The organism is Arthrobacter sp. DualSoilB13 (genome assembly GCF_055389195.1).
In genome coordinates, this window is sequence record NZ_AP035865.1 from 3,815,911 (window position 1) to 3,834,591 (window position 18,681).

Consider the following 18,681-nt stretch of genomic DNA (forward strand, 5'->3'; position numbering starts at 1 on the left):
GTTGATGGCACCATGGACAGATGGCCAAGCCCTTCACCCTGACGCAACTTCGGTACTTCGCCGTGGTGGCCGAACTCGAGAATATGACAGCTGCCGCCCAGCGGCTCATGGTGACGCAGTCTGCCCTGTCGGCTGCCATGGCTCAGCTGGAAGCAAGCCTGGCTACGCAGTTGTTCGTGCGCCACAAGTCCCGCGGTTTGCGGTTGACGCAGAGCGGCCGCCAATTCGCCCAGGACATCAAGTCCTTCCTGGAGCAGGCAGATTCGCTGTATGAGTCGGCGCGGGGACTTTCCACCACGCTGGTAGGTGAGTTGAAAGTGGGCGTTTTTGCCCCCTTGGCGCCTTTCCGTCTTCCCGCCATCCTGCAGACCTTCGAAACCCGGCATCCCGGCGTCGAAGTTTCCATTCTGGAGGCGGACCTGGCCACGTTGCAGGACGCGCTGATGGATGGCCGCTGCGATGTTGCCCTCACTTACGGGCTGGGTCTTGGCAAGGGGTTCGCCTACAAGGTGGTGGAGCGGGTTCCGCCGCACATCCTGGTCCACCAGGGTCATCCGGCGGCGGGGCGCCCGGAACGCGAAATTGCCCTGAAAGAGCTCGACGGCGAGCCTTCCGTGGTGTTGGACCTCCCGCACAGCCGGGAGTACTACGAGCAGTTGTATGCCACAGCAGGGGTAGTCCAGAATGTCCGCCATCGATTTGCCGGCTACGAGACGGTCCGCTCGTTTGTTGCCAAGGGTCACGGCTATGCCATCCTCAACCAGCGCCTGCACAGCGACGTGACCTACTCGGGCGGCAAGGTGGTCCCGTTGGCATTAACGGATGCGTTTCCCCCGATCGAGGTGATGCTGGTCAGGCCCGAGGGTGTCCAGGCCACCAAGCGCGTCCTCGCTTTCGAAGAGACCTGCCTGACCTTGTACGGAGCTGCGCGCGACTAGGTTTCGCTCCAGCTTCTATCAAATAAATCGATCGCAGAATCAAAAACAATCAATTGGACAGATGTGACGCGGGTCACCGATGGTTGAACAAGTCCGGCATCGACATCAGCGCGGAAGACCCCCAGGTCCCCGCCACTGCAGGAAAGTCGCCTTGGCCGGACCCCGGTTTGCCATCCTGATCAGAGGAGATTCGATGGTGCAGAACAGCGTCGAAAATGTCCGCGCGGTTTCCCCGCATGGCCCCGTCAGCAATAACCAGGCAATAATCGCCCACATCATTTCCCATAGCCGAAACACTGAATCGGCAACAGGAAACCTGAGCAACCTAGCGTGGCAGTCATGACCCTCAACAAGCTCGCCGCACACGAATCGGCCAAAGATCCAGCGGCCTCGGCGCCCTCCACCAGTGACAAGTCCACAACCATGCAGAAGCGTGTTCTGGCAGGCGGCAGCGTCGGTCAGTTCATCGAATTCTACGACTTCACCCTCTACGGCCTCACAGCTGTGGTGTTCTCCCAACTCTTCTTCCCGGGCAGCAACCCGCTGACAGCCATGCTCGCTACGTTCGCGACGTTCGGCGTGGCTTTCGTGGTCCGCCCCCTCGGCGGCCTGTTCTTCGGTGCACTGGGTGATCGGATCGGTCGGCGGCGCGTCCTCACCATCACCCTCATAGCGATCGGCGGAGCCACTGCCCTCATGGGACTGCTCCCCACCTACGCTCAAATCGGAGCTTGGGCACCGGCCCTCCTGGTGCTCTGCCGGCTTATCCAAGGATTCTCCGCGGGTGGCGAATCTGTTGGCGCCCCGTCCTTCGTGTTCGAACACGCGCCCGTGAGCAAACGTGGCTTCTGGCTCAACATCACCATCGCGGCAACAGCGCTGCCCTCTGTGGTGGCAGGTTCCATGATCCTGATCCTCAGCCAGTCCATGCCCAACTCAGCATTCATGGAATGGGGATGGCGCCTTCCGTTCCTGCTGGCCCTCCCCCTTGCCTTGTTTGGAGTGTGGATTCGCAGCCGTACCGAAGAAAGCGATGTCTTCAAAGAGGCACAATCCGGTCAGACCAAGGAATTCAGCCCCATCCGCGAGGCTTTCCGCGAGAACAAGCTCCGCATGGTGCAGGTCATCTTCGTCATGGGCCTGACAGCCATGGGATTCTACTTCCTCTCTGCCTACTTCGTTTCATATGTCCAGACCACAGGAAAGCTCAGCCGCGAGCAGTCGCTGATGGTCAACGCCGCAGCACTGGCACTGTATGCCGTACTCCTGCCGATCGGCGGACGAATCGGGGATCGTTTCGGCCGCAAGCCAATGTTGATTGCTGGTTCCGCTGCCTTGGCTTTGCTGTCCATACCGAGCTTCATGCTCGTCACCAGCGGCAGCCTGCCCCTGGCATTGCTCGGCCAGTCCATCTTCGTGGTGGCCCTGTGCATCTACGGCGGCGGCTGCTACACGTTCTTCGTCGAGATCTTCACCACAAAAACACGCTTCACCTCGGCCGCGGTTAGTTATAACGGCGCCTATGCGATCTTCGGCGGCACCGCTCCACTCATCGGCACGGCTTTGGTAGGCGCTACTGGAGTACCGCACGCGCCGGGCCTCTACATGGCGGCAGCTGCCGCCGTCGTGCTTCTCCTGATCCTCTTCACCAAGGTGCCCGAGACCCGCGGCCGAATGGGCTGACGCACACCGCACCCACCGCATTCCACAGCACCCTAAGGACCTCCATGACTTCCTCAGCTTTTCTTCAGGACTTCCACCACGTGGCCACCATCGGTGCCACAGCCAACAACGGCGTAGACCGCCAGGCCGCAACGCCGGAAGATGCCGAAACCCGCGCCTGGTTTGGGCAGTGGATTCACGACGCCGGATGGCAGCTTCAGGTAGACGGCATCGGCAATATGTTCGGGCTGGTTGAGTGGACGCCCGGGGCGCCCTTCATCCTGATCGGTTCCCACCTGGACAGCCAACCCCTGGGTGGGCGGTTTGACGGCGCCTATGGCGTCATTGCCGCTCTGCATGCTGCCCGGGCCATCGACCTGGACGTCAAGACCACCGGCGACGCGCCCCGCTTCAACCTGGCCGTGGTCAACTGGTTCAACGAGGAAGGCGGCAGGTTCGCACCTTCGGTCATGGGAAGCTCTGTTTTCACGGGGCTGTTTGACCGCGAAGAGATGCTGTCCGTGAAAGATCTCCAAGGCGTCTCAGTCCGTGAAGCCTTGGAAGGCATCGGCTACCTCGGCACAGATACGGGACCGAAAGCGGCGGGGTACGCAGAAATCCACATCGAGCAGGGCCGGATCCTGGAGCGGGAAGGGATCAGCATCGGGCTCGTTGATAGCAGCTGGTACACGCAGAAGTTGGATATTGAAGTGCTGGGCGAACAGTCCCACACCGGTGCAACGGCCATGGCAGACCGCCACGATGCGCTGGTAGCTGCATCGAAAATCATCCTGATGGTCCATCAAGTCACCGAGGAATTCGCAGAAGAGGCCCTGGTCTCCTCCGTGGGCCAACTGACGCTGGAGCCCAACTCGCCAATCGTCGTGGCACGTCGTGTGCACTTGGTGGCGGACCTGAGATCCGGTGAACCGGACATCGTGAAGTCGGCCCGGGCCAAGTTACTGGCAGATATCCAGGAGCTGGCCGCTGAGCATGACATCAAGGTCAACGTCAAAGACTTCGATATCCGCCCCATCCGCCGGTTTCCGGAAGCTGGACTGGAGCTCTCCGCCAAGGTCGCTGCCAACCTTGGGCTGTCTTCCCGCCGCATCCAGACCATGGCCGGGCATGATTCCGTGGCCATGAACACTGCTGTTCCCTCGGTGATGCTGTTTGTACCTAGTGTGGACGGCGTATCCCATTGCGAGCGCGAGTTCACCACGGACGAGGATATGGTGACCGGCGTGGAGATGCTGACGGGTGTTACCCGGGCTCTGGTGCAGGGAGAACTGGCATGACCGAATTGCACTACTTGGACGCCAGTACTGCCCTGGGCTTGTTCCGACGCCGTGAGCTCTCGCCTGTGGAGCTCCTGCAATCGCTGATCAGCCGCATCGAGGAAGTGAACGGCGGCATCAATGCGTTGACGGAGACGCTCTTCGACGACGCTCTGCCGGCTGCGCAAAAAGCCGCCACGCGGTACGCCCGCGGACGCGATATCACTCCCCTTCTGGGGTTGCCGGTGGCTGCAAAAGAAAAGCACGGGATTCAAGGGCGCACACTCTCCCAAGGCCTGGTGGCGCGGAGGGACACCATTGCAGCGGCGGACCATCCTGTGATCGAGAGAATTCAACGCGCCGGCGGAATCATTCATGCCCGGACCACCACCCCGGAATTGAGCTGCGCCACGGTGACGCACAGCCCGCTCTGGGGTGTCACCCGAAACCCCTGGAATCTGCGGTTCTCCCCCGGCGGGTCTTCGGGAGGTTCCGGTGCGGCATTGGCTGCAGGCTTCGCACCCCTGGCCACGGCATCAGACATTGCGGGATCAACCCGGCTGCCGGCGTCGTTCACAGGAACCGTGGGCTATAAGGCTCCCTACGGAAGGATCCCGGGATTAGCCCCTCTGTCAGCGGACCACTACCGCGGCGATGGGCCCATGGCACGTACCGTGGCAGATACCGCGTTGCTGGCGAATATCATGTCCGGGCGACACCCCGGCGATCACACCACTGTGGCGGATGCGGCGTCCATAACTCCCGATCCTGCATTTGTGGCCGGTTTACGGGTTGCGCTGTGCATACGCTTGGGCGATTACCCCGTAGCTCCCGATGTTGAGGCCAACACGCGGCGAGTGGCGCAAGCCCTCACGGCGGCGGGGGCCGTGGTGGAAGAGATCACCCTCCCGTGGACCGTCCAGAAGATCAGCAAAACCATGTTCACGCATTTCGGATACCTGCTGGGTCCCGCCATGGAGGACGACACGGCCGGGACTGAGCCCCAGCTCGCCGCTTACACCAGGCGTTTTATGGCTGATGCCCGCGCGGCCGCCGAAGAAAACCGTTTTGTGGACGGGCTCAGGGCCGAAACCCTCCTGCAGGGACAGCTGGCAGAGGCCATGACCGGGTTCGATGCGCTGCTGTGTCCTGCGTCGGCTACTCCGGCTTTGGACGCAGACGCCCACTATCTCAACGGAATCGACGTCAACGGCCAGCACCTCAGCCATTATTGGCAGGCACACATGACGGCACCGTTCAATATCGCCAACCGTTGCCCGGTCCTGGCCATTCCCAGTGGAATGGCTGACTGCGGTATTCCCACAGGAGTGCAGATTGTGGGACACCCATTTGATGACGCCACCGTTTTCCACCTCGGGGCGGCCGTGGAATCCACACTTCCGTGGGCTGGTCGCCATCCCGTGGCTCCCGAATTCGCGGGGCATGGGGGCTAGCGGAGTCAGCCTACGCGGCCACAAGCCCCGCGACCTCAGCCACAAGTTCCACCGACCGCAGGCGCTCTTCGGTGCCGATGCTCTGGTGGGCCACGATCAGTTCATCAGCATCAGCGAATGCCGCAAACTCGTCGAGGTAGTCACGCACCACATCTTTGGTTCCCACAGCGGAGAACTTCATCATTTGGGCAATGTGCTGGCCTTGCGGGGAATCAAGCACCATGTCTGCTTCGTCGTCGGTGAACTCGCGGCCGCCACCGAAGAACAGTGAGACGCGGGCGCGCTTCACAGCGAGGTGGATGGCCTGTGCCTCGGCGTTGGAGTCCGCGGCAGTAACGTTCACGCCGGCGATCACGTACGGCTCGGACAACTGATCCGAGGGCTTGAATTCGCGGCGGTAAACGGCAACAGCGTCCTGAAGCGCGGCGGGGGCAAAGTGTGAAGCGAACGCGTACGGAAGACCCAACTGGGCTGCCAGCTGGGCGCCGAACAGCGAGGATCCCAGGATGTACAGCGGCACGTTGGTGCCCTTGCCCGGCGTCGCTTCAACACCTTGAATGCGGGTGGGACCGGTGAGGTAGCCCTGCAGTTCCAACACGTCCTGCGGGAAGCGGTCCGAGGAAGTATGGTCCCTACGCAACGCGCGCATGGTGTTCTGGTCGCTGCCGGGGGCACGGCCCAGTCCGAGGTCGATTCGCCCCGGGTGCAGTGTTTCCAGCGTGCCGAACTGCTCAGCGATGGTCAGCGGCGAGTGGTTGGGCAGCATCACACCACCGGCCCCGAGGCGGATGGTGTTGGTGTGGGCGGCGACGTGAGCGATCAGCACGCTGGTAGCGGAGGAGGCAATCGCAGACATGTTGTGGTGCTCGGCGTACCAAACACGGCGGTACCCAACCTCTTCGGCTTTCTGCGCCATGGCAACACTGCCCGCCAAGCTCTCCGCCACCGTCTGGCCCTTCCCGATGGTTGCCAGGTCGAGGATGGAAAGAGGAACAGTCACAGGAAAGCCTTTCGGTACGTTGTGGTGCCCGCACGGTTGATTGCCGGGCACTCTATGGACAACGACGACGGCCCCCGGCTTATTTCTGTGAGTTGCGTCGCGCGGTGTCCTGGCCCGTGTTTTGTGACCCATTTCGACGCCCGATTAACTGCCGTGAACCCCTGTATCCCAGCGTTTCAGAACGCTTTGACCCGCTCCCGGAAGCTGCCGGATAGTTGCAGCCACAAGTACGCATCAGACCTCCCTATCGTGATGATTAGGGGAACCCAAGGAGAAACACATGGCACGCTTTGCTCTCAAGACCGGGGCCACCGCGGCGCTGGCCGCTACGGCGATACTGGGGCTGGCTGCCTGCTCCGATCCTGGGGCGACCGCCGCAACCGGGGCGTCAGCTCCGGCGTCGAACGTTTCTTCCAACTCCTCCACCAAAGAGTTCAACCTGACCCCGCAGCAGGACCGCATCAAGGTGACGGTGGACTCTGCCGCGGCTGCCCTGGTTCCCGATGCCATCAAGGCCGATGGCAAGCTAACCGTGGTGACCACAGGCGGCACTCCCCCGTTGAGCACCTTCGCCACGGACAACAAGACCCTCATCGGCAGCGAAGTGGACATTGCCTACGCGGTGGGCGAGAGCCTGGGCCTGCAGGTCGAAGTGCTCCCGGTGGCGTGGGCAGACTGGCCGCTGGGTGTCGAGTCCGGCAAGTACGAGGCAGTCCTATCCAATGTCACGGTCACCGAGGCGCGCAAGGAGAAGTTCGACTTCGCCACGTACCGCAATGACCTGTTGGGCTTCTACGCCAAGACTGATTCGGACATCGCACCCATCAAGGAAGCCAAGGATGTTGCCGGCAAGCGAATCATCGTTGGCTCGGGCACCAACCAGGAAGCCATCCTGGTGCGCTGGGACGAGGAGAACAAGAAGAACGGCTTGAAGCCGGTTGAGTTCCAGTATTACGACGACGACTCCGCCTCCCAGCTGGCCCTCCAGTCGGGCCGTGCGGACCTGACGTTCGGACCCAACGCATCCGCGGCGTACAAAGCTGCGAAGGATGGCAAGACCAAGGAAGTGGGCACTCTGGAAGGCGGTTGGCCGCTGAAGGCTGAGATTGCTTTCACCACCCAGAAAGGCAACGGCCTTGCGGTGGCTGCTCAGGCTGCACTGAACACCCTCATCAAGGACGGAAGCTACGCGAAGATCCTGGACCGTTGGGGCCTCTCATCCGAGGCGATTCCTGCGTCCGAGCTGAACCCGGCAGGCCTGCCCAAGAAGTAGGAACCGCTATGGCAGGGCCACCTGCCGACGACGAATCCCCGCCGGACATCAACCGGCGGGGATTCTTTGTGTGCTGCTGTTACTCAGTTGGGTGCGGTTAGAAGTGGGCGGGATCGGTGTTGGCTCCGCAGAGGATCACTGCAACGGTTTCGCCCGCCCGTGGAGCGTAGGCGCCTGAGAGCAACGCCGCGTAGGCCGCTGCTGCACCGTGCTCCACCACAATCCTGTAATTTTCCCAGAGAGCCCTGCGGGCGGTCACAATGTCTTCATCGCTGACGAGGACGCTCCGGACACCGGTACGCCGGGCCACTCCAAAGCCGATTTCGCCAATCCGCCGGGCGCCAAGGGAGTCCGCAGCGATTCCGGACACGGCCACATCCACCGGCTCACCTTGGGCCAACGCGGTGTGCAGCGTGGGGACTGTCTCGGGTTCGACGCCCACCACCTGCGCCCTGCCCTCGGCGGCCGCAGCAATGCCACCCATTAACCCGCCGCCGCCTACAGCAACAAGAATGGTGTCGACGTCGGGCAGTTCATCCAGGAGCTCAAGCCCAACACCACCGGCACCGGCTACGATCTCGGGCTGATCATAAGCGTGGCAGTAGACCGCGCCCTTTTCCTCCGCGTAACGGATCGCAGCGGCATAAGCGTCCGCATACTCCGCGCCGCCCTGGACCACAGTGGCACCAATCGCGTAGAGCTTGTGCACTTTGTTTGCCGGAGCAGACTCCGGGACGAATACAGTCGCCGGGACCCCCATCCTGGCCGCGGCGTAGGCATTGGCCAAGCCGGCATTGCCACCGGACGCCACCACGATGCCCACCTCCGGGTTTAGCTCGCCGCTTTCCTGCGCCGTGAGGAGCCTGTTGAAGGCGCCGCGTGCCTTGAAGGATCCAGTGTGCTGCATGTACTCGCATTTGAACCACAGCTGATAGGCCTCTTGGTCGCCGCTCTCAGCCAGCGGAGTATGACGAACCCAACCTGCCGTCCTTGAGTACGCTGCTTCTACCTCTTCACGTGTGACCATCCTGGCTGCACCTTTCGTCCATGTCATCCTATGGTTCGCGTGGGCGCGCGACGTCCTGCCGGTTCCAGCATCCACTTGTATTGTCTTGCAATATTAACCATTATTGTGTGACAATAATCCATGGGGATTAGATGGGCTAGCAGCTCAGGTAAACATGGCGTAACGCGGGAAGATGCCCTGAACGCAATCCTCAATTACACCTACCGCATCCAACAATTTGATGAGCCTCGCGTGGACACAACCACCAGGCCTGATCTTTTTATCGGACCCAGTAGGGACAACCGGATGACCTTAGAGGTGATGGCGTCTATTACACCGCCAGACGACATCTTTGTCTTTCACGTCATGGAAGCCAGACGTAAGATTCTTGATATTGCAGAAAGGGGCAGTGCGCTATGAGTGACGCTGGAATGGAAGCAAAAGAGGAGGACCGCTACGCGGGTCTCGCCGACTGGGCTGAGATAGCGGACATCGGACCTGATGCTCACATCACGAAGGCTAGCGGTCCCGAAGCTGGACGATCGATTCTTGAGGCTGCGCTGGGTTCAGCGGAAGCTGTACGACGCGCCGTTGGAAAGCCGTCATTGAGTGCCCGGGGCACCTCGCCGTCTCGTTCCCTCCGGCTTCCGGAGGAAATGGACGCACAACTGGTGGCCCGCGCCGCTGCTGAGCAGAGAAAGCCCTCAGCCATCATGCGTGATGCATTGGCCGAGTACCTGGCCAAGGCGTCCTGAACAAAACGATATGGGGGTGGACATAGGCTTGAACCCATGTCCGTTGACTTCGTCCTCCGCCCCACCGTTGCCACCGACGCTTCCTGGATTGCCGAACTGCGCGCCGTGGTGATGCGCCCGGATCTCGAACGGCTGCAGCGCTTTGATCCAGTGAGGGTCCGCGAGCGCTTTCTGAAAGGCTTCCAGCCCGAGCACACGTACATCATCCATTCGGACGGCGTTGACGCGGGTGTGATCGCTATCCGCCCCGAGCCGGACAGCCGGTGGATTGAACATTTCTATGTGGCTCCGGCGCATCAGGGCAAAGGGCTGGGCGGTGCCGTGCTTCGCCACGTGATGTCGGCAACGGTGGACGAGCGCCCGTTTCGTCTGGACGTGTTGCAGGGAAGCCCGGCCCGTCGCCTGTATGAACGCCACGGCTTCGTGCTGGAATCCGAGGACCCCGTTGATGTCTTCATGATGACGCCCGCCAAGCCGTGACCGCCACCCCCTAACCACCAACCCCCTGACCGCCACCCCCCCTAACCACCACCCCCTGACTACGTGGTCGGAAGTGCGGTACCCTCAGCACACACCACGCGGCTACCACGCGATACTTTCCGGGGGGAAACATGGGGATCTTTAAGGCGCGCCTATTCAAGAGCGCCGCCACCACCGCACTCGCAATGGGACTACTGGGCTCAGGGCTAGTCGCCGCTGGTCCGGCCACTGCGGCATCACAGCCTACGCCGTTCATCGACGGCGTCCCTTATGTGGGCTCCGAGATGAGGCGGCAGTACAACTACGACTACTGGGGCTGCCGGAACCCGGATGGCTCCGGGGATGCGATCACCTTGGAGTGGTTAAGGGACGGCGAACCACTCCCGGCGGAGCGTCAGGGTGAAACTCTGCGTGTCCTCCCTGAAGACCAAGGCAGCCGCATCTCCTTGAGGGTCTACCCGCTCACTCCTGGTGAACAAGGCTGCCCCACTGGAACGCAAGTCAGCGCCGAGACCACACCCATCAAGGCTTCCAGCCGAGCCATGGGCTGGACTGGGCGCGGCAATTTTGAACCTCTTGCCCGCACCCATGACGGCAGGCTGGTCCTGTATCCGCGCACGTACACCTATTACAAAGGCATGTGCGAGGGCCCTTGCCCGGCCTACTTCGGCTCTTGGGATGAACCCCGGCAGGTGGGTGCCGGCTGGAACATGTTCAACATCGTCTTCTCCCCCGGAGATTTTGACGGCGACGGGTTCAACGACCTATTGGCGCGGAACGCGTCAGGTCAGTTGTTCCTGTATCCCGGCGACGGCAACGGCGGCTGGCTCCCCACCCGTCAGGTTGGTGCAGGGTGGAACATTTTCGACTCGATCGTGGGTCCCGGGGATTTCACTGGCGACGGCACCAACGACGTCCTGGCAAGAAACCCGGCCGGCGAGCTGTTCCTCTACCCCGGCGACGGCAACGGTGGCTGGCTCACCCCGTCCAAGGTGGGTTGGGGCTGGCAGGTCATGAACAAGATCATCCCCGGGGGCGACATGAACGGTGACGGCACCGTGGAGGTCTTCGGCCGGGACATCAACGGCGGCCTCCAGCTCTACTCAGCCAACGGCCAGGGCGGCTGGGGCGCCCAGGCCTTCATGGGTGGTGGCTGGAATGAGTTCCTGGATGTGGCGGGCCTTGGCAGTTTCGCTCATCAGAAGTACAACAATCTTGTCGCCATCAACGGCAACGGCGACCTCGTCACGTACTCCACCGGCGCCGCCACTACAGGCCTCTACGGCCCTTACGGGCCTATTGGAAACGGATGGAACGTGTTCCGCGAACTCCTTTAGATTCTGGGGAGAAACTATAGCGACTGGCTGCCCACCGTCAGTTGCAAGCTGACTGTCCCGCGCGAAACGTCGACGACGGCGGCACTCACGCCGCCGTCGTCGGGCGCTGTTGCTCCGGGGCGCGGCTGGAAGCCGAGCCGCCGCAGCACGTTTTTCAGCAGGTGTTCAGCCTTCATCAGGCGTGCGCCGGCTCTTCGGTCCGCACCGGCGTCTCCAGACCCAGGTTTTCGCGGAGGGTAGCGCCCCGGTATTCGGTGGGGTAGACGCCGCGTTCCTGGAGTTCGGGGACCAGGTGGTTCACGATCTCGTCCAAGCCTGTGGGAATGAGCCATGGTGAGATGTTGAAGCCATCCACCGCCCCAACCCGGGCATACTCGGCGAGGTGGTCCGCCACCGCGGTGTAGGAGCCGGTAAACGTGGAGTCGATGCGTGCCGTCTTGGAGGTGACGAACTGGCGGATGGACAGGCCCTTGTCTTTCGCCTCGGCCCTCCACTGATCCGCAAGCTGACGGGCCTTGGCGCCGTGGAAGCCGCTGCCGCGCGTCTCAGAGGTTTCCTCCACCACGGGGTCAATCTCGGGGAGTGGGCCGTCGGGGTCGTAGGAGGAGAGCTCCCGCCCCCAGAACTGTTCCAGGTAGGCGATGGCCTGCTGCGGTCCGATCTGCAGGCTCCGTACCCATGCCTTCTTCTCCTGTGCTTCCTGATCGGTGGCACCCAGGATGAATTCACTGGCCGGCATGATCTGCACGGCGTTGGCACCGCGGCCCGCGGCGATGGAACGTGCCACGATGTCCCGGCGGAACTCCACGGCGTCATCGAACTTGGGGTGGGCGGAGAAGATCACGTCGGCTTGGCGGGCTGCGAAGTCACGCCCGTCCGGGGAATCGCCGGCTTGGAAGAGCACGGGGCGGTACTGGGCGCTGCGCGGCAGGCGCGGGGTCACATCAACGGTGTAGTGCTGGCCTTCGTGAAGGACTGGCCGGGCGGGTCCGGTGGGGGTTTCCCACGAGTCCCAGATCCTCTTGGCGGTCTCCACGAACGCTTCGGCATGCTTGTAGCGGTCGGCGTGGTCCAGATAGCCACCGCGGCGGAAGTTCGCACCGGTCCAAGCATTGTCCGTGGTGACGATGTTCCACGCGGCCCGGCCCCCGGAGATCAGGTCCAAGGACTGCAAGCGGTGTGCCAGGTCAGCGGGGTCGTTGTACGTGGTGTTCTGCGTCGCCACAAGGCCGATGTTGCTGGTCACTGCGGCGAGCGCGGCAAGCATGGTCTGAGCGTCAGGCCGGCCCACCACATCGAGGGCATGGGGGCGGCCGAGGTGTTCGCGCAGGCGCAGCCCTTCGCCCAGGAAGAAGGCGGCAAACTTACCGCGCTCGGCAGTTTGGGCGATGTGGCGGAAGGATTCGAAGTCCGTCTGCGAACCCGCTTGGGGCGCCTTCCAGATGGTCCCGGAGTTGACGCCTTGGAAGAAGATCCCGAACTGGATCTGCCCGCTTGGCTGGAAAATGTCGCGTGTCATGGTGTTCCCCTACTTTCCGGCGGCAACAGGAGCCGCGGCAGTGGTCGAATAGCGGTTCTCTGCCGGAGCCAGTCCGAGGACGTCGCGGAAGGTGCCGTCCTGGATCGGTGCCCGCAACAAGCCGCGGCGACGCAGCTCCGGGAGGACCAGCCTGGACAGTTCCTCCAGCTCCACGTCAAGGACGGCCGGATGGAGCCGAACGCCGTCGGCTTCCTGGAGCAGTGGGGCGAGGAGCTCGGTGAGGACCGCTGCCGTGCCGACAAACCGCGCGATGCCGCTGTCGTGGGACGTCACGACGCGGGAAGCCGCAGCCTGTCCACGCGAGTCAAGAAGGACGTCGAGCTCGGCAATAATCGCCACCGAAGAACCAAGCCGGGCCCTCGCGTCGCGGACCTCGGCAGCCAGCAGCTCCGGGGTCGGAGCGGAAACGAGCACGGCGTCCACGGCGTCTACCGGAACCAGGCCCTCGCCCACCAGCGACACCGCGGCGAGCACCGGCAGCTGCCCTTGGAGGGGCCTTGGAATGATGGATGGTCCCTTCACCGAATAGGCGGTGCCGGCAAAGTCAGCGGGCGTTTCGAACTCCGCGTAGTGCAGCTTGTCCACGTCGATGTACCGCCCGGTGGCGACGTCGCGGATCACGGCGTCATCCTCCCAGGAATCCCACAAACGGCGGCTCACCTCGATGGACGCGGCAGCCTCTTGCGCCAGCGCGTCGCCCTCAACAAACGAACGTCCGACGGCGGCTGCGGCCTCGGGTGACACCGCTGCGGTAGCGATCCAGCCAGCCCGGCCGCCGGACACGTAGTCCAGGCTGGCCAGTTGCGTAGAAACGTGGAAAGGCTCCGTGTAGACGGTGTCCACCTCAGGGACCACAGCGATGGTCCGGGTGACCGGCCCGGCAAAGGCGGCGCGCTGCAGGGCGTTGGTCCGTCCGGCTTCCGGCGTGTCCTTGAAGGTTGCCGCATGGAAACCAGCGGACTCGGCTGCGAGGACGGCGGTGGCGAGGTTCTGGTACCCGGCGCCGTCGAGTTCAATGGCCAGGAACCCGGCCTTGCGTTCTTCGAAGGTACTCACTTCTGGTCCTGACGTTCGTAGGGGATCTTTTCGCCGGCTTCGATCGCCACCGGGAGCCGGTTTTCAGCTGGCGGCAAAGGGCAGGTGGCGAGGTCTGTGTAGGCGCACGGCAGGTTCACGGCCCGGTTGAAGTCGAGCTGCACGGAGCCATCAGGGGCGGGAACCACGGACAGCGAGCGGTTGGCTGCGTAGGTGGTTTTGCCGGAGGTCTGGTCGGTGAACAGCACGGACAACGAGCCCGGTGCGTGCCCGTTGAATGCCGTCAGCGCCAATTCCTCGCCGGCCAGCTTGAAACGGATCTCGCCCGGGGCTTCGTAGACGTGCTGGATACCTTCGACGGCGGCACCCACCGTGGTGGCGCGCGGCGCTTCAAACGGGACAAAAGTTCCAGCCACGGCAAACGCCGCGTTGGGTGTGTAGGCGGGCGTCCCCTGGTAGTCCTGCAAGAGTTGATTGTCCGGGTTTCGCGGCCGGACGATGTACTCGCCGCCCCGCTTGGCCACCTCAATCACGGTGCCGCCGGAGACCAGGTTGATCCCGCCGCGTTCCTCGATGGGACCGAATTCCAGCGGCTCTCCGGCGTTGAGTTCCACGCCGTCCAGCTGCAGGCTTTCGCCAGGTTCCAGGACAACGCGCACGACGTCGGACTCCACACTCCAGGTTCCCGGCGCGCCTTCCAGGCGGGTCGCCTCGCTGCCGAGCCAGTGCAGGTGCGTGACGGCGAGGAAGCCGTGCGGGTGGGCGCGCTGGCGTTCGTGGGCGGCGTGCCACTCCTGCCATTCCTCGCCGAAGGATTCGAGTGCTGTATCAGTGTGCAAAGACATGGGCGTTGTCCGTCCTGTTGAAGGCGTGGTCTGCGGTGACTGCTGCTGCGGCGTCGGGTTCGGTGGCCCCGGCAAATTCGGGTCGGCCCGCGAAAGGATCCCCGGCTTCCCACAGCGTGGTGGGTGCAGCGGCACGGACGGCCGGGATGACCTCCAGGGCGAAACGTTCCAGGATCTCCAGCTGCTGCTCGAAGGGCAGTGTAGTGGGCAAGGAGATCGACTGGAGATCGTGGGCGTACAACGAGTGGTAGCTGAGGATCTTGTCGATGACCTGCTCCGGGCTGCCTACCAGGGCGGGCCCCTCTGCCACGGCGTGCTGGATGTCGCGGAAGGGTGAGTTGTTGCCGGGGACGTTACGGCTGGCGGTGAGTCCTTCATAGACCGGGCCGTACTGGCGGATGGCTTCCTGCGTGGTGTCCGCGATGAAGACACCGCCGGCGCCGCTCCCCGAGCCAAGGTAATGGTGCCGGGGATCATGGCCGTGACGCTCGTACTCTTCGCGGTAGTGGTCGATCAGGACCTTGTAGTTCTCGCGGGGCTGGATCGCGTTGGCCGTGAACAACGGGTCTCCCCACTTGGCGGCGAGCGCAGCGGACGTCAGGGTTGTAGCCGAGCCGTGCCAAATCCGGGGCGACCCCGCGAAGGGGCGTGGCGTCGTCGTCGTTGGCTCGGTGAGCGCGGGCCTGAAGCGGCCGGACCAGGTGACGCTTTCCTTGCGCCACAGCGTGCGCAGCAGCGCGTACTTCTCAGCGAGCAGGTCCCACTGGTCATCCAGGGACAGGCCAAACAACGGGTACTGAAGAACCTCGTTGCCTTTGCCGATCACCAGTTCCAAGCGGCCACGGCTCAATTGGTCGATGGTGGCATAGTCCTCCGCCACACGTACGGGGTCCAGTACGGAGAGCACTGTGACGCCCGTTTGGAGGCGGATGCGGTTGGTGACGGCGGCGATCGCGGCGAGGACCGTCGTCGGGGAGGACGAGACAAACTCACCGGCGTGGCGTTCCCCCACGGAGAAACTGTCGAAACCCAGTTCCTCGGCCCGTTTCGCCGACTCAACAACCTGGTTCAAGCGGTCAGCGGTGGAGACGATCTCCCCCGTCACCGGGTTCTTCAGGTGGGGAATGATGTCCAGGACTTGGAACTTCATTTGCCCGTACCAAAAGTAGCTTCGGTGACTGTCTTGGATTCGGGGATGGCTTCCTCGGAGAGGCCCCAGCGCTCCAGGACCTTGCCGTAGGAGCCGTCCTTGACGGTGGAGTTCAGGGCGTCCGTGATGGCCGGAGCCAGACCGTTGCCCTTGAGGGTGGTGGCGGCAACGAGTGTTTCCGCGGGCCAGCCGGCGTTGACCTTGCCCACAACTTTGAGGTCATCACGGGTGTTCTCGCGGTAGGTCACCGACGGGTACGGTGCCAGGTTCAGGTCGGTGCGGCCCGAGGACAGCGCCAGGATGGTGTCGGCGTCGGAGGAGTAGTACTGCAAGGTGGCCGGTGCCTTGCCCTTGGCTTCGAGCTCCTTGTTCCAGGCCAACAGGATCTTCTCCTGGTTGGTGCCGGAGCCCACGGAGATCTTCAGTCCGGAAATGTCATCCGAGCCCTTGATGTCGTACGTGGAGCTCTTCTTCGCTTCGAAGCCCATGTACGCCGCCCGGTAGGTGGAGAAATCAAACAGCTTCACTCGAGCTGCGTTGATGCCCACGTTGGAGAAAACGGCTTCAAAATCACCGGACTGTGTCTTGAGCGGCCAGTTCTCCCAGGACGTCACTTGAAGGTCCAGTTCCAGCCCGAGCTTGTCCGCCACAAGTTGGGCAATGTCCACCTCAACGCCGATCGGAGTCTTGTCGTCCGTGGCATGGAAGGACAGCGGGATGGAACCCGCGGTGGTGGCTACCGTCAGCTTGCCGTCCTTGGCGATGGCCGCAGGAACAGTGGCGGCTGCGGCCGCGTCTTTCTCGCCGCGGATCCGGTTCTGATCCACGGACGTGTTGTAAACAATCCCGTTCTTGGCAGCTTCGGACTCCGGCTGGGCTGCCGACGCTCCAGGATCGGAGCACCCGGCCAGCACGGGAAGCACGACGGCGGGAAGTACAGCGAGTGCCAGGATCTTGTGTTTCTTGGTGGAGCTGGTGGTGCGAAGCATAGGGGTGTCCTAGATGTTGAAAGCTGGTTCGATGACTTTGGAGAAGAAGCTGCGGGTGCGTTCCTCGCGGGGGTTGGCGAAGATGTCCTGCGGTGTGCCGGACTCCACAATCTGGCCCTGGTCCATGAACACCACGGTGTCCGCCACATCCCGGGCGAAACCCATCTCATGGGTCACCACAATCAGCGTGGTGCCGGACTTGGCGAGTTCGCGGATAACGTCCAGAACCTCGTTGACGAGCTCAGGGTCCAGCGCGGACGTGGGCTCATCAAACAGGAGAATCTTGGGGTCCAATGCAAGAGCCCGGGCAATCGCGACTCGCTGCTGCTGGCCGCCGGAAAGCTGGCGGGGGTACGCATCAGCGCGATCCTTCAGACCCACGCGGTCCAGGAGTTCCAAGCCGCGCTTCCGGGCCTCGGCCTTGGAACGCTTCTGGGCCACAATCGGCGCCTCGATCACGTTCTCCAGCGCCGTGAGGTGCGGAAACAGGTTGAAACTCTGGAACACCATGCCAATGTGGGTGCGCTGCTTGAGGATGTCCTTTTCACGCAGCTCGTGGAGCTTGTTGCCGCGGACCTCGTAGCCCACCAGTTCGCCGTCGATGGTGATGTAACCGCCGTCGACTTTTTCCAAGTGGTTGATGGTGCGCAGCAGGGTGGACTTGCCGGAGCCTGACGGGCCAACAATCACGGCCACACCACCCGGCGGGACGGATAAGGAAACACCCTTGAGGACCTCGGTGGCGCCAAAGGACTTCCGGACATTCGTGATGTCCACCTGCCCACGGGTTGCTGCCCTCTTCACCGTGGCGGGCTGGGCCGCCGTCGTGCCTTCAGCAGAAGCGGCCGAAGCGGCAGCCTGCTTTTCCTCTGCGACCTTTGCCGCCGTTGCGGATTCTTTGCGTGCAGCAATAATGCTCATCGGGCGTCCTTCGTGGGAGAGGCAGCAACGTGGGTGGTGAAGAACTTACGGGCCTTCTGCAAGGGAGTGAGCGGAAGGGTCCGCAGGGCGCCCTTGGAGAAGTGGCGTTCGATGTAGTACTGGAAAACGCTCAGCACCGAGGTGATCACCACGTACCAGAGCGTGGCCACCAGCAGCAGCGGAAGCACTTGCTGGGTCCGGTTGTAGATGACCTGCACCGTGTAGAAGAGCTCCGAGTAGGCCAGTACGTAAACGATCGACGTTCCCTTGACCAGGCCGATGATCTCGTTGAACGCGTTGGGCAGGATGGCGCGCATCGCCTGGGGAAGCACGATCCTGGTGGAACGCTTCCACGCCGGGATGCCCAAGGCTGAGGCAGCTTCGAGCTGGCCCTGGTCCACGGAGAGGATGCCACCACGGATGATTTCGGCAGAGTAGGCCGCCTGGTTCAGCGTGAGTCCCAGGACAGCTGCGGCGAACTGGCTGATGAGCGTGGTGGTCTGGGCCTCGAAGAAGCGGACGTCCGTGAAGGGGATGCCCAGGCTGATCTTCTCGTAGAGGTAGCCCAGGTTGTACCAGAGCAGGAGCTGGACCAACAGTGGAGTGGAGCGGAAAATCCAGGAGAACGTCCATGACACCGAGACCAGCAGCGGTGAGGCGGACAAGCGCATGAGGGCCAGAATGAATCCGAGGACGAAACCCAGGACGCCGGAAATGGCCGTGAGCTTGAGGGTTTCGATCAGTCCATTGACCACGGACTGCGCGGTGAACCATTCGGCCACCACTCCCCACTCCCAGCGAGGGTTGGTGACCAGCGACCACGCGATGGCTGCGACGCCGGCAGCCACCAGCACGGTGCCCACCCAACGCCAGGGATGCCGGGCCGGTACCAGCTGGTAGTCGGAGTAATCCGGGGTGGGCGGTGCAGTTTCCGCCGTGGCAGGCGGTGCGATTGCACTCATGCGCCACCTCATTTCAGATCGGTTGTTGTCTATCGGATGGCTGCCAATCTAGGGCCG

19 protein-coding genes are annotated in these 18,681 nt (G+C 62.9%); 8 read left to right on the forward strand and 11 right to left on the reverse strand.

The genetic code is table 11. The features are described 5' to 3' along the window. Nucleotides 1-20: 20 nt before the first annotated feature. Nucleotides 21-938, forward strand: a complete 918-nt coding sequence (locus tag ACZ5J0_RS17595) for a LysR family transcriptional regulator (protein WP_166842158.1) — start codon at nt 21-23, stop codon at nt 936-938. A gap of 73 nt (nt 939-1,011) precedes the next feature. Here the strand turns inward: ACZ5J0_RS17595 and ACZ5J0_RS17600 are convergent, their stop codons facing one another. Next, on the reverse strand, nt 1,012-1,224 hold the full coding sequence (locus ACZ5J0_RS17600) for a hypothetical protein (RefSeq protein WP_208096876.1): 213 nt from the start codon (nt 1,222-1,224) through the stop codon (nt 1,012-1,014). Nucleotides 1,225-1,277: 53 nt separating this feature from the next. Between ACZ5J0_RS17600 and ACZ5J0_RS17605 the strand changes: the two genes are divergently transcribed. From ACZ5J0_RS17605 to ACZ5J0_RS17615, 3 genes are read left to right on the forward strand one after another with little or no spacing between them, the layout of a single operon-like run. Further along, a complete protein-coding gene (locus ACZ5J0_RS17605; protein ID WP_142937700.1) occupies nt 1,278-2,621 on the forward strand; it encodes an MFS transporter in 1,344 nt (447 codons plus the stop codon). A 44-nt stretch (nt 2,622-2,665) separates the two neighbouring features. Continuing rightward, the gene (locus ACZ5J0_RS17610; RefSeq protein WP_142937699.1) at nt 2,666-3,898 is read left to right on the forward strand and encodes a M20 family metallo-hydrolase; all 1,233 of its coding nucleotides are present in this window, start codon (nt 2,666-2,668) and stop codon (nt 3,896-3,898) included. Continuing rightward, nucleotides 3,895-5,331, forward strand: coding sequence for an amidase (locus ACZ5J0_RS17615; protein ID WP_464093686.1), 1,437 nt, complete (start codon nt 3,895-3,897; stop codon nt 5,329-5,331). Before ACZ5J0_RS17610 ends, ACZ5J0_RS17615 begins: the two co-directional genes overlap by 4 nt. Before the next feature lie 10 nt (nt 5,332-5,341). On the opposite strand, the gene ACZ5J0_RS17620 is transcribed toward ACZ5J0_RS17615, so the two are convergent. After that, nucleotides 5,342-6,331: an LLM class flavin-dependent oxidoreductase gene (locus ACZ5J0_RS17620; RefSeq protein ID WP_142937697.1), complete on the reverse strand. Its 990-nt coding sequence runs from the start codon at nt 6,329-6,331 to the stop codon at nt 5,342-5,344. Between the two features lie 280 nt (nt 6,332-6,611). Between ACZ5J0_RS17620 and ACZ5J0_RS17625 the strand changes: the two genes are divergently transcribed. Beyond that, nucleotides 6,612-7,604, forward strand: coding sequence for an ABC transporter substrate-binding protein (locus ACZ5J0_RS17625; RefSeq protein ID WP_464093687.1), 993 nt, complete (start codon nt 6,612-6,614; stop codon nt 7,602-7,604). Between the two features lie 97 nt (nt 7,605-7,701). On the opposite strand, the gene ACZ5J0_RS17630 is transcribed toward ACZ5J0_RS17625, so the two are convergent. Then, complete coding sequence (locus ACZ5J0_RS17630; RefSeq protein WP_166842154.1) at nt 7,702-8,631, reverse strand: threonine/serine dehydratase; 930 nt, start codon at nt 8,629-8,631, stop codon at nt 7,702-7,704. A 395-nt stretch (nt 8,632-9,026) separates the two neighbouring features. On the opposite strand from ACZ5J0_RS17630, the gene ACZ5J0_RS17635 reads away from it, so the two are divergent. The 3 genes from ACZ5J0_RS17635 (at nt 9,027) to ACZ5J0_RS17645 (ending at nt 11,182) form a co-directional block, all read left to right on the forward strand. After that, on the forward strand, nt 9,027-9,365 hold the full coding sequence (locus ACZ5J0_RS17635; protein ID WP_166842153.1) for a ribbon-helix-helix protein, CopG family: 339 nt from the start codon (nt 9,027-9,029) through the stop codon (nt 9,363-9,365). Between the two features lie 36 nt (nt 9,366-9,401). Next, nucleotides 9,402-9,845 carry a GNAT family N-acetyltransferase gene (locus tag ACZ5J0_RS17640; protein ID WP_464093688.1) on the forward strand — a complete coding sequence of 148 codons (444 nt, stop codon included), beginning with the start codon at nt 9,402-9,404 and terminating at the stop codon, nt 9,843-9,845. Nucleotides 9,846-9,976: 131 nt separating this feature from the next. Continuing rightward, nucleotides 9,977-11,182, forward strand: coding sequence for an FG-GAP repeat domain-containing protein (locus ACZ5J0_RS17645; protein ID WP_464093689.1), 1,206 nt, complete (start codon nt 9,977-9,979; stop codon nt 11,180-11,182). Nucleotides 11,183-11,196: 14 nt separating this feature from the next. Here the strand turns inward: ACZ5J0_RS17645 and ACZ5J0_RS17650 are convergent, their stop codons facing one another. Genes ACZ5J0_RS17650 through ACZ5J0_RS17685 form a run of 8 tightly spaced genes read right to left on the reverse strand, consistent with a single transcriptional unit; the run spans nt 11,197 to nt 18,624 of the window. Beyond that, on the reverse strand, nt 11,197-11,358 hold the full coding sequence (locus ACZ5J0_RS17650) for a hypothetical protein (RefSeq protein ID WP_464093690.1): 162 nt from the start codon (nt 11,356-11,358) through the stop codon (nt 11,197-11,199). Continuing rightward, complete coding sequence (locus tag ACZ5J0_RS17655) at nt 11,358-12,701, reverse strand: NtaA/DmoA family FMN-dependent monooxygenase (RefSeq protein ID WP_464093691.1); 1,344 nt, start codon at nt 12,699-12,701, stop codon at nt 11,358-11,360. The genes ACZ5J0_RS17650 and ACZ5J0_RS17655 overlap by 1 nt, the downstream gene beginning before the upstream one ends. A gap of 9 nt (nt 12,702-12,710) precedes the next feature. After that, nucleotides 12,711-13,778, reverse strand: coding sequence for an LLM class flavin-dependent oxidoreductase (locus ACZ5J0_RS17660; protein ID WP_464093692.1), 1,068 nt, complete (start codon nt 13,776-13,778; stop codon nt 12,711-12,713). Continuing rightward, complete coding sequence (locus ACZ5J0_RS17665) at nt 13,775-14,602, reverse strand: DUF1684 domain-containing protein (protein WP_142937691.1); 828 nt, start codon at nt 14,600-14,602, stop codon at nt 13,775-13,777. Before ACZ5J0_RS17665 ends, ACZ5J0_RS17660 begins: the two co-directional genes overlap by 4 nt. Beyond that, the gene (locus ACZ5J0_RS17670) at nt 14,586-15,752 is read right to left on the reverse strand and encodes an LLM class flavin-dependent oxidoreductase (protein ID WP_464093693.1); all 1,167 of its coding nucleotides are present in this window, start codon (nt 15,750-15,752) and stop codon (nt 14,586-14,588) included. The genes ACZ5J0_RS17665 and ACZ5J0_RS17670 overlap by 17 nt, the downstream gene beginning before the upstream one ends. Further along, nucleotides 15,749-16,741: an ABC transporter substrate-binding protein gene (locus tag ACZ5J0_RS17675; RefSeq protein WP_142937689.1), complete on the reverse strand. Its 993-nt coding sequence runs from the start codon at nt 16,739-16,741 to the stop codon at nt 15,749-15,751. Before ACZ5J0_RS17675 ends, ACZ5J0_RS17670 begins: the two co-directional genes overlap by 4 nt. 9 nt (nt 16,742-16,750) lie before the next feature. Beyond that, a complete protein-coding gene (locus tag ACZ5J0_RS17680) occupies nt 16,751-17,662 on the reverse strand; it encodes an amino acid ABC transporter ATP-binding protein (RefSeq protein ID WP_464093694.1) in 912 nt (303 codons plus the stop codon). After that, a complete protein-coding gene (locus ACZ5J0_RS17685; protein ID WP_187697092.1) occupies nt 17,659-18,624 on the reverse strand; it encodes an amino acid ABC transporter permease in 966 nt (321 codons plus the stop codon). The genes ACZ5J0_RS17680 and ACZ5J0_RS17685 overlap by 4 nt, the downstream gene beginning before the upstream one ends. Nucleotides 18,625-18,681: the final 57 nt, after the last annotated feature.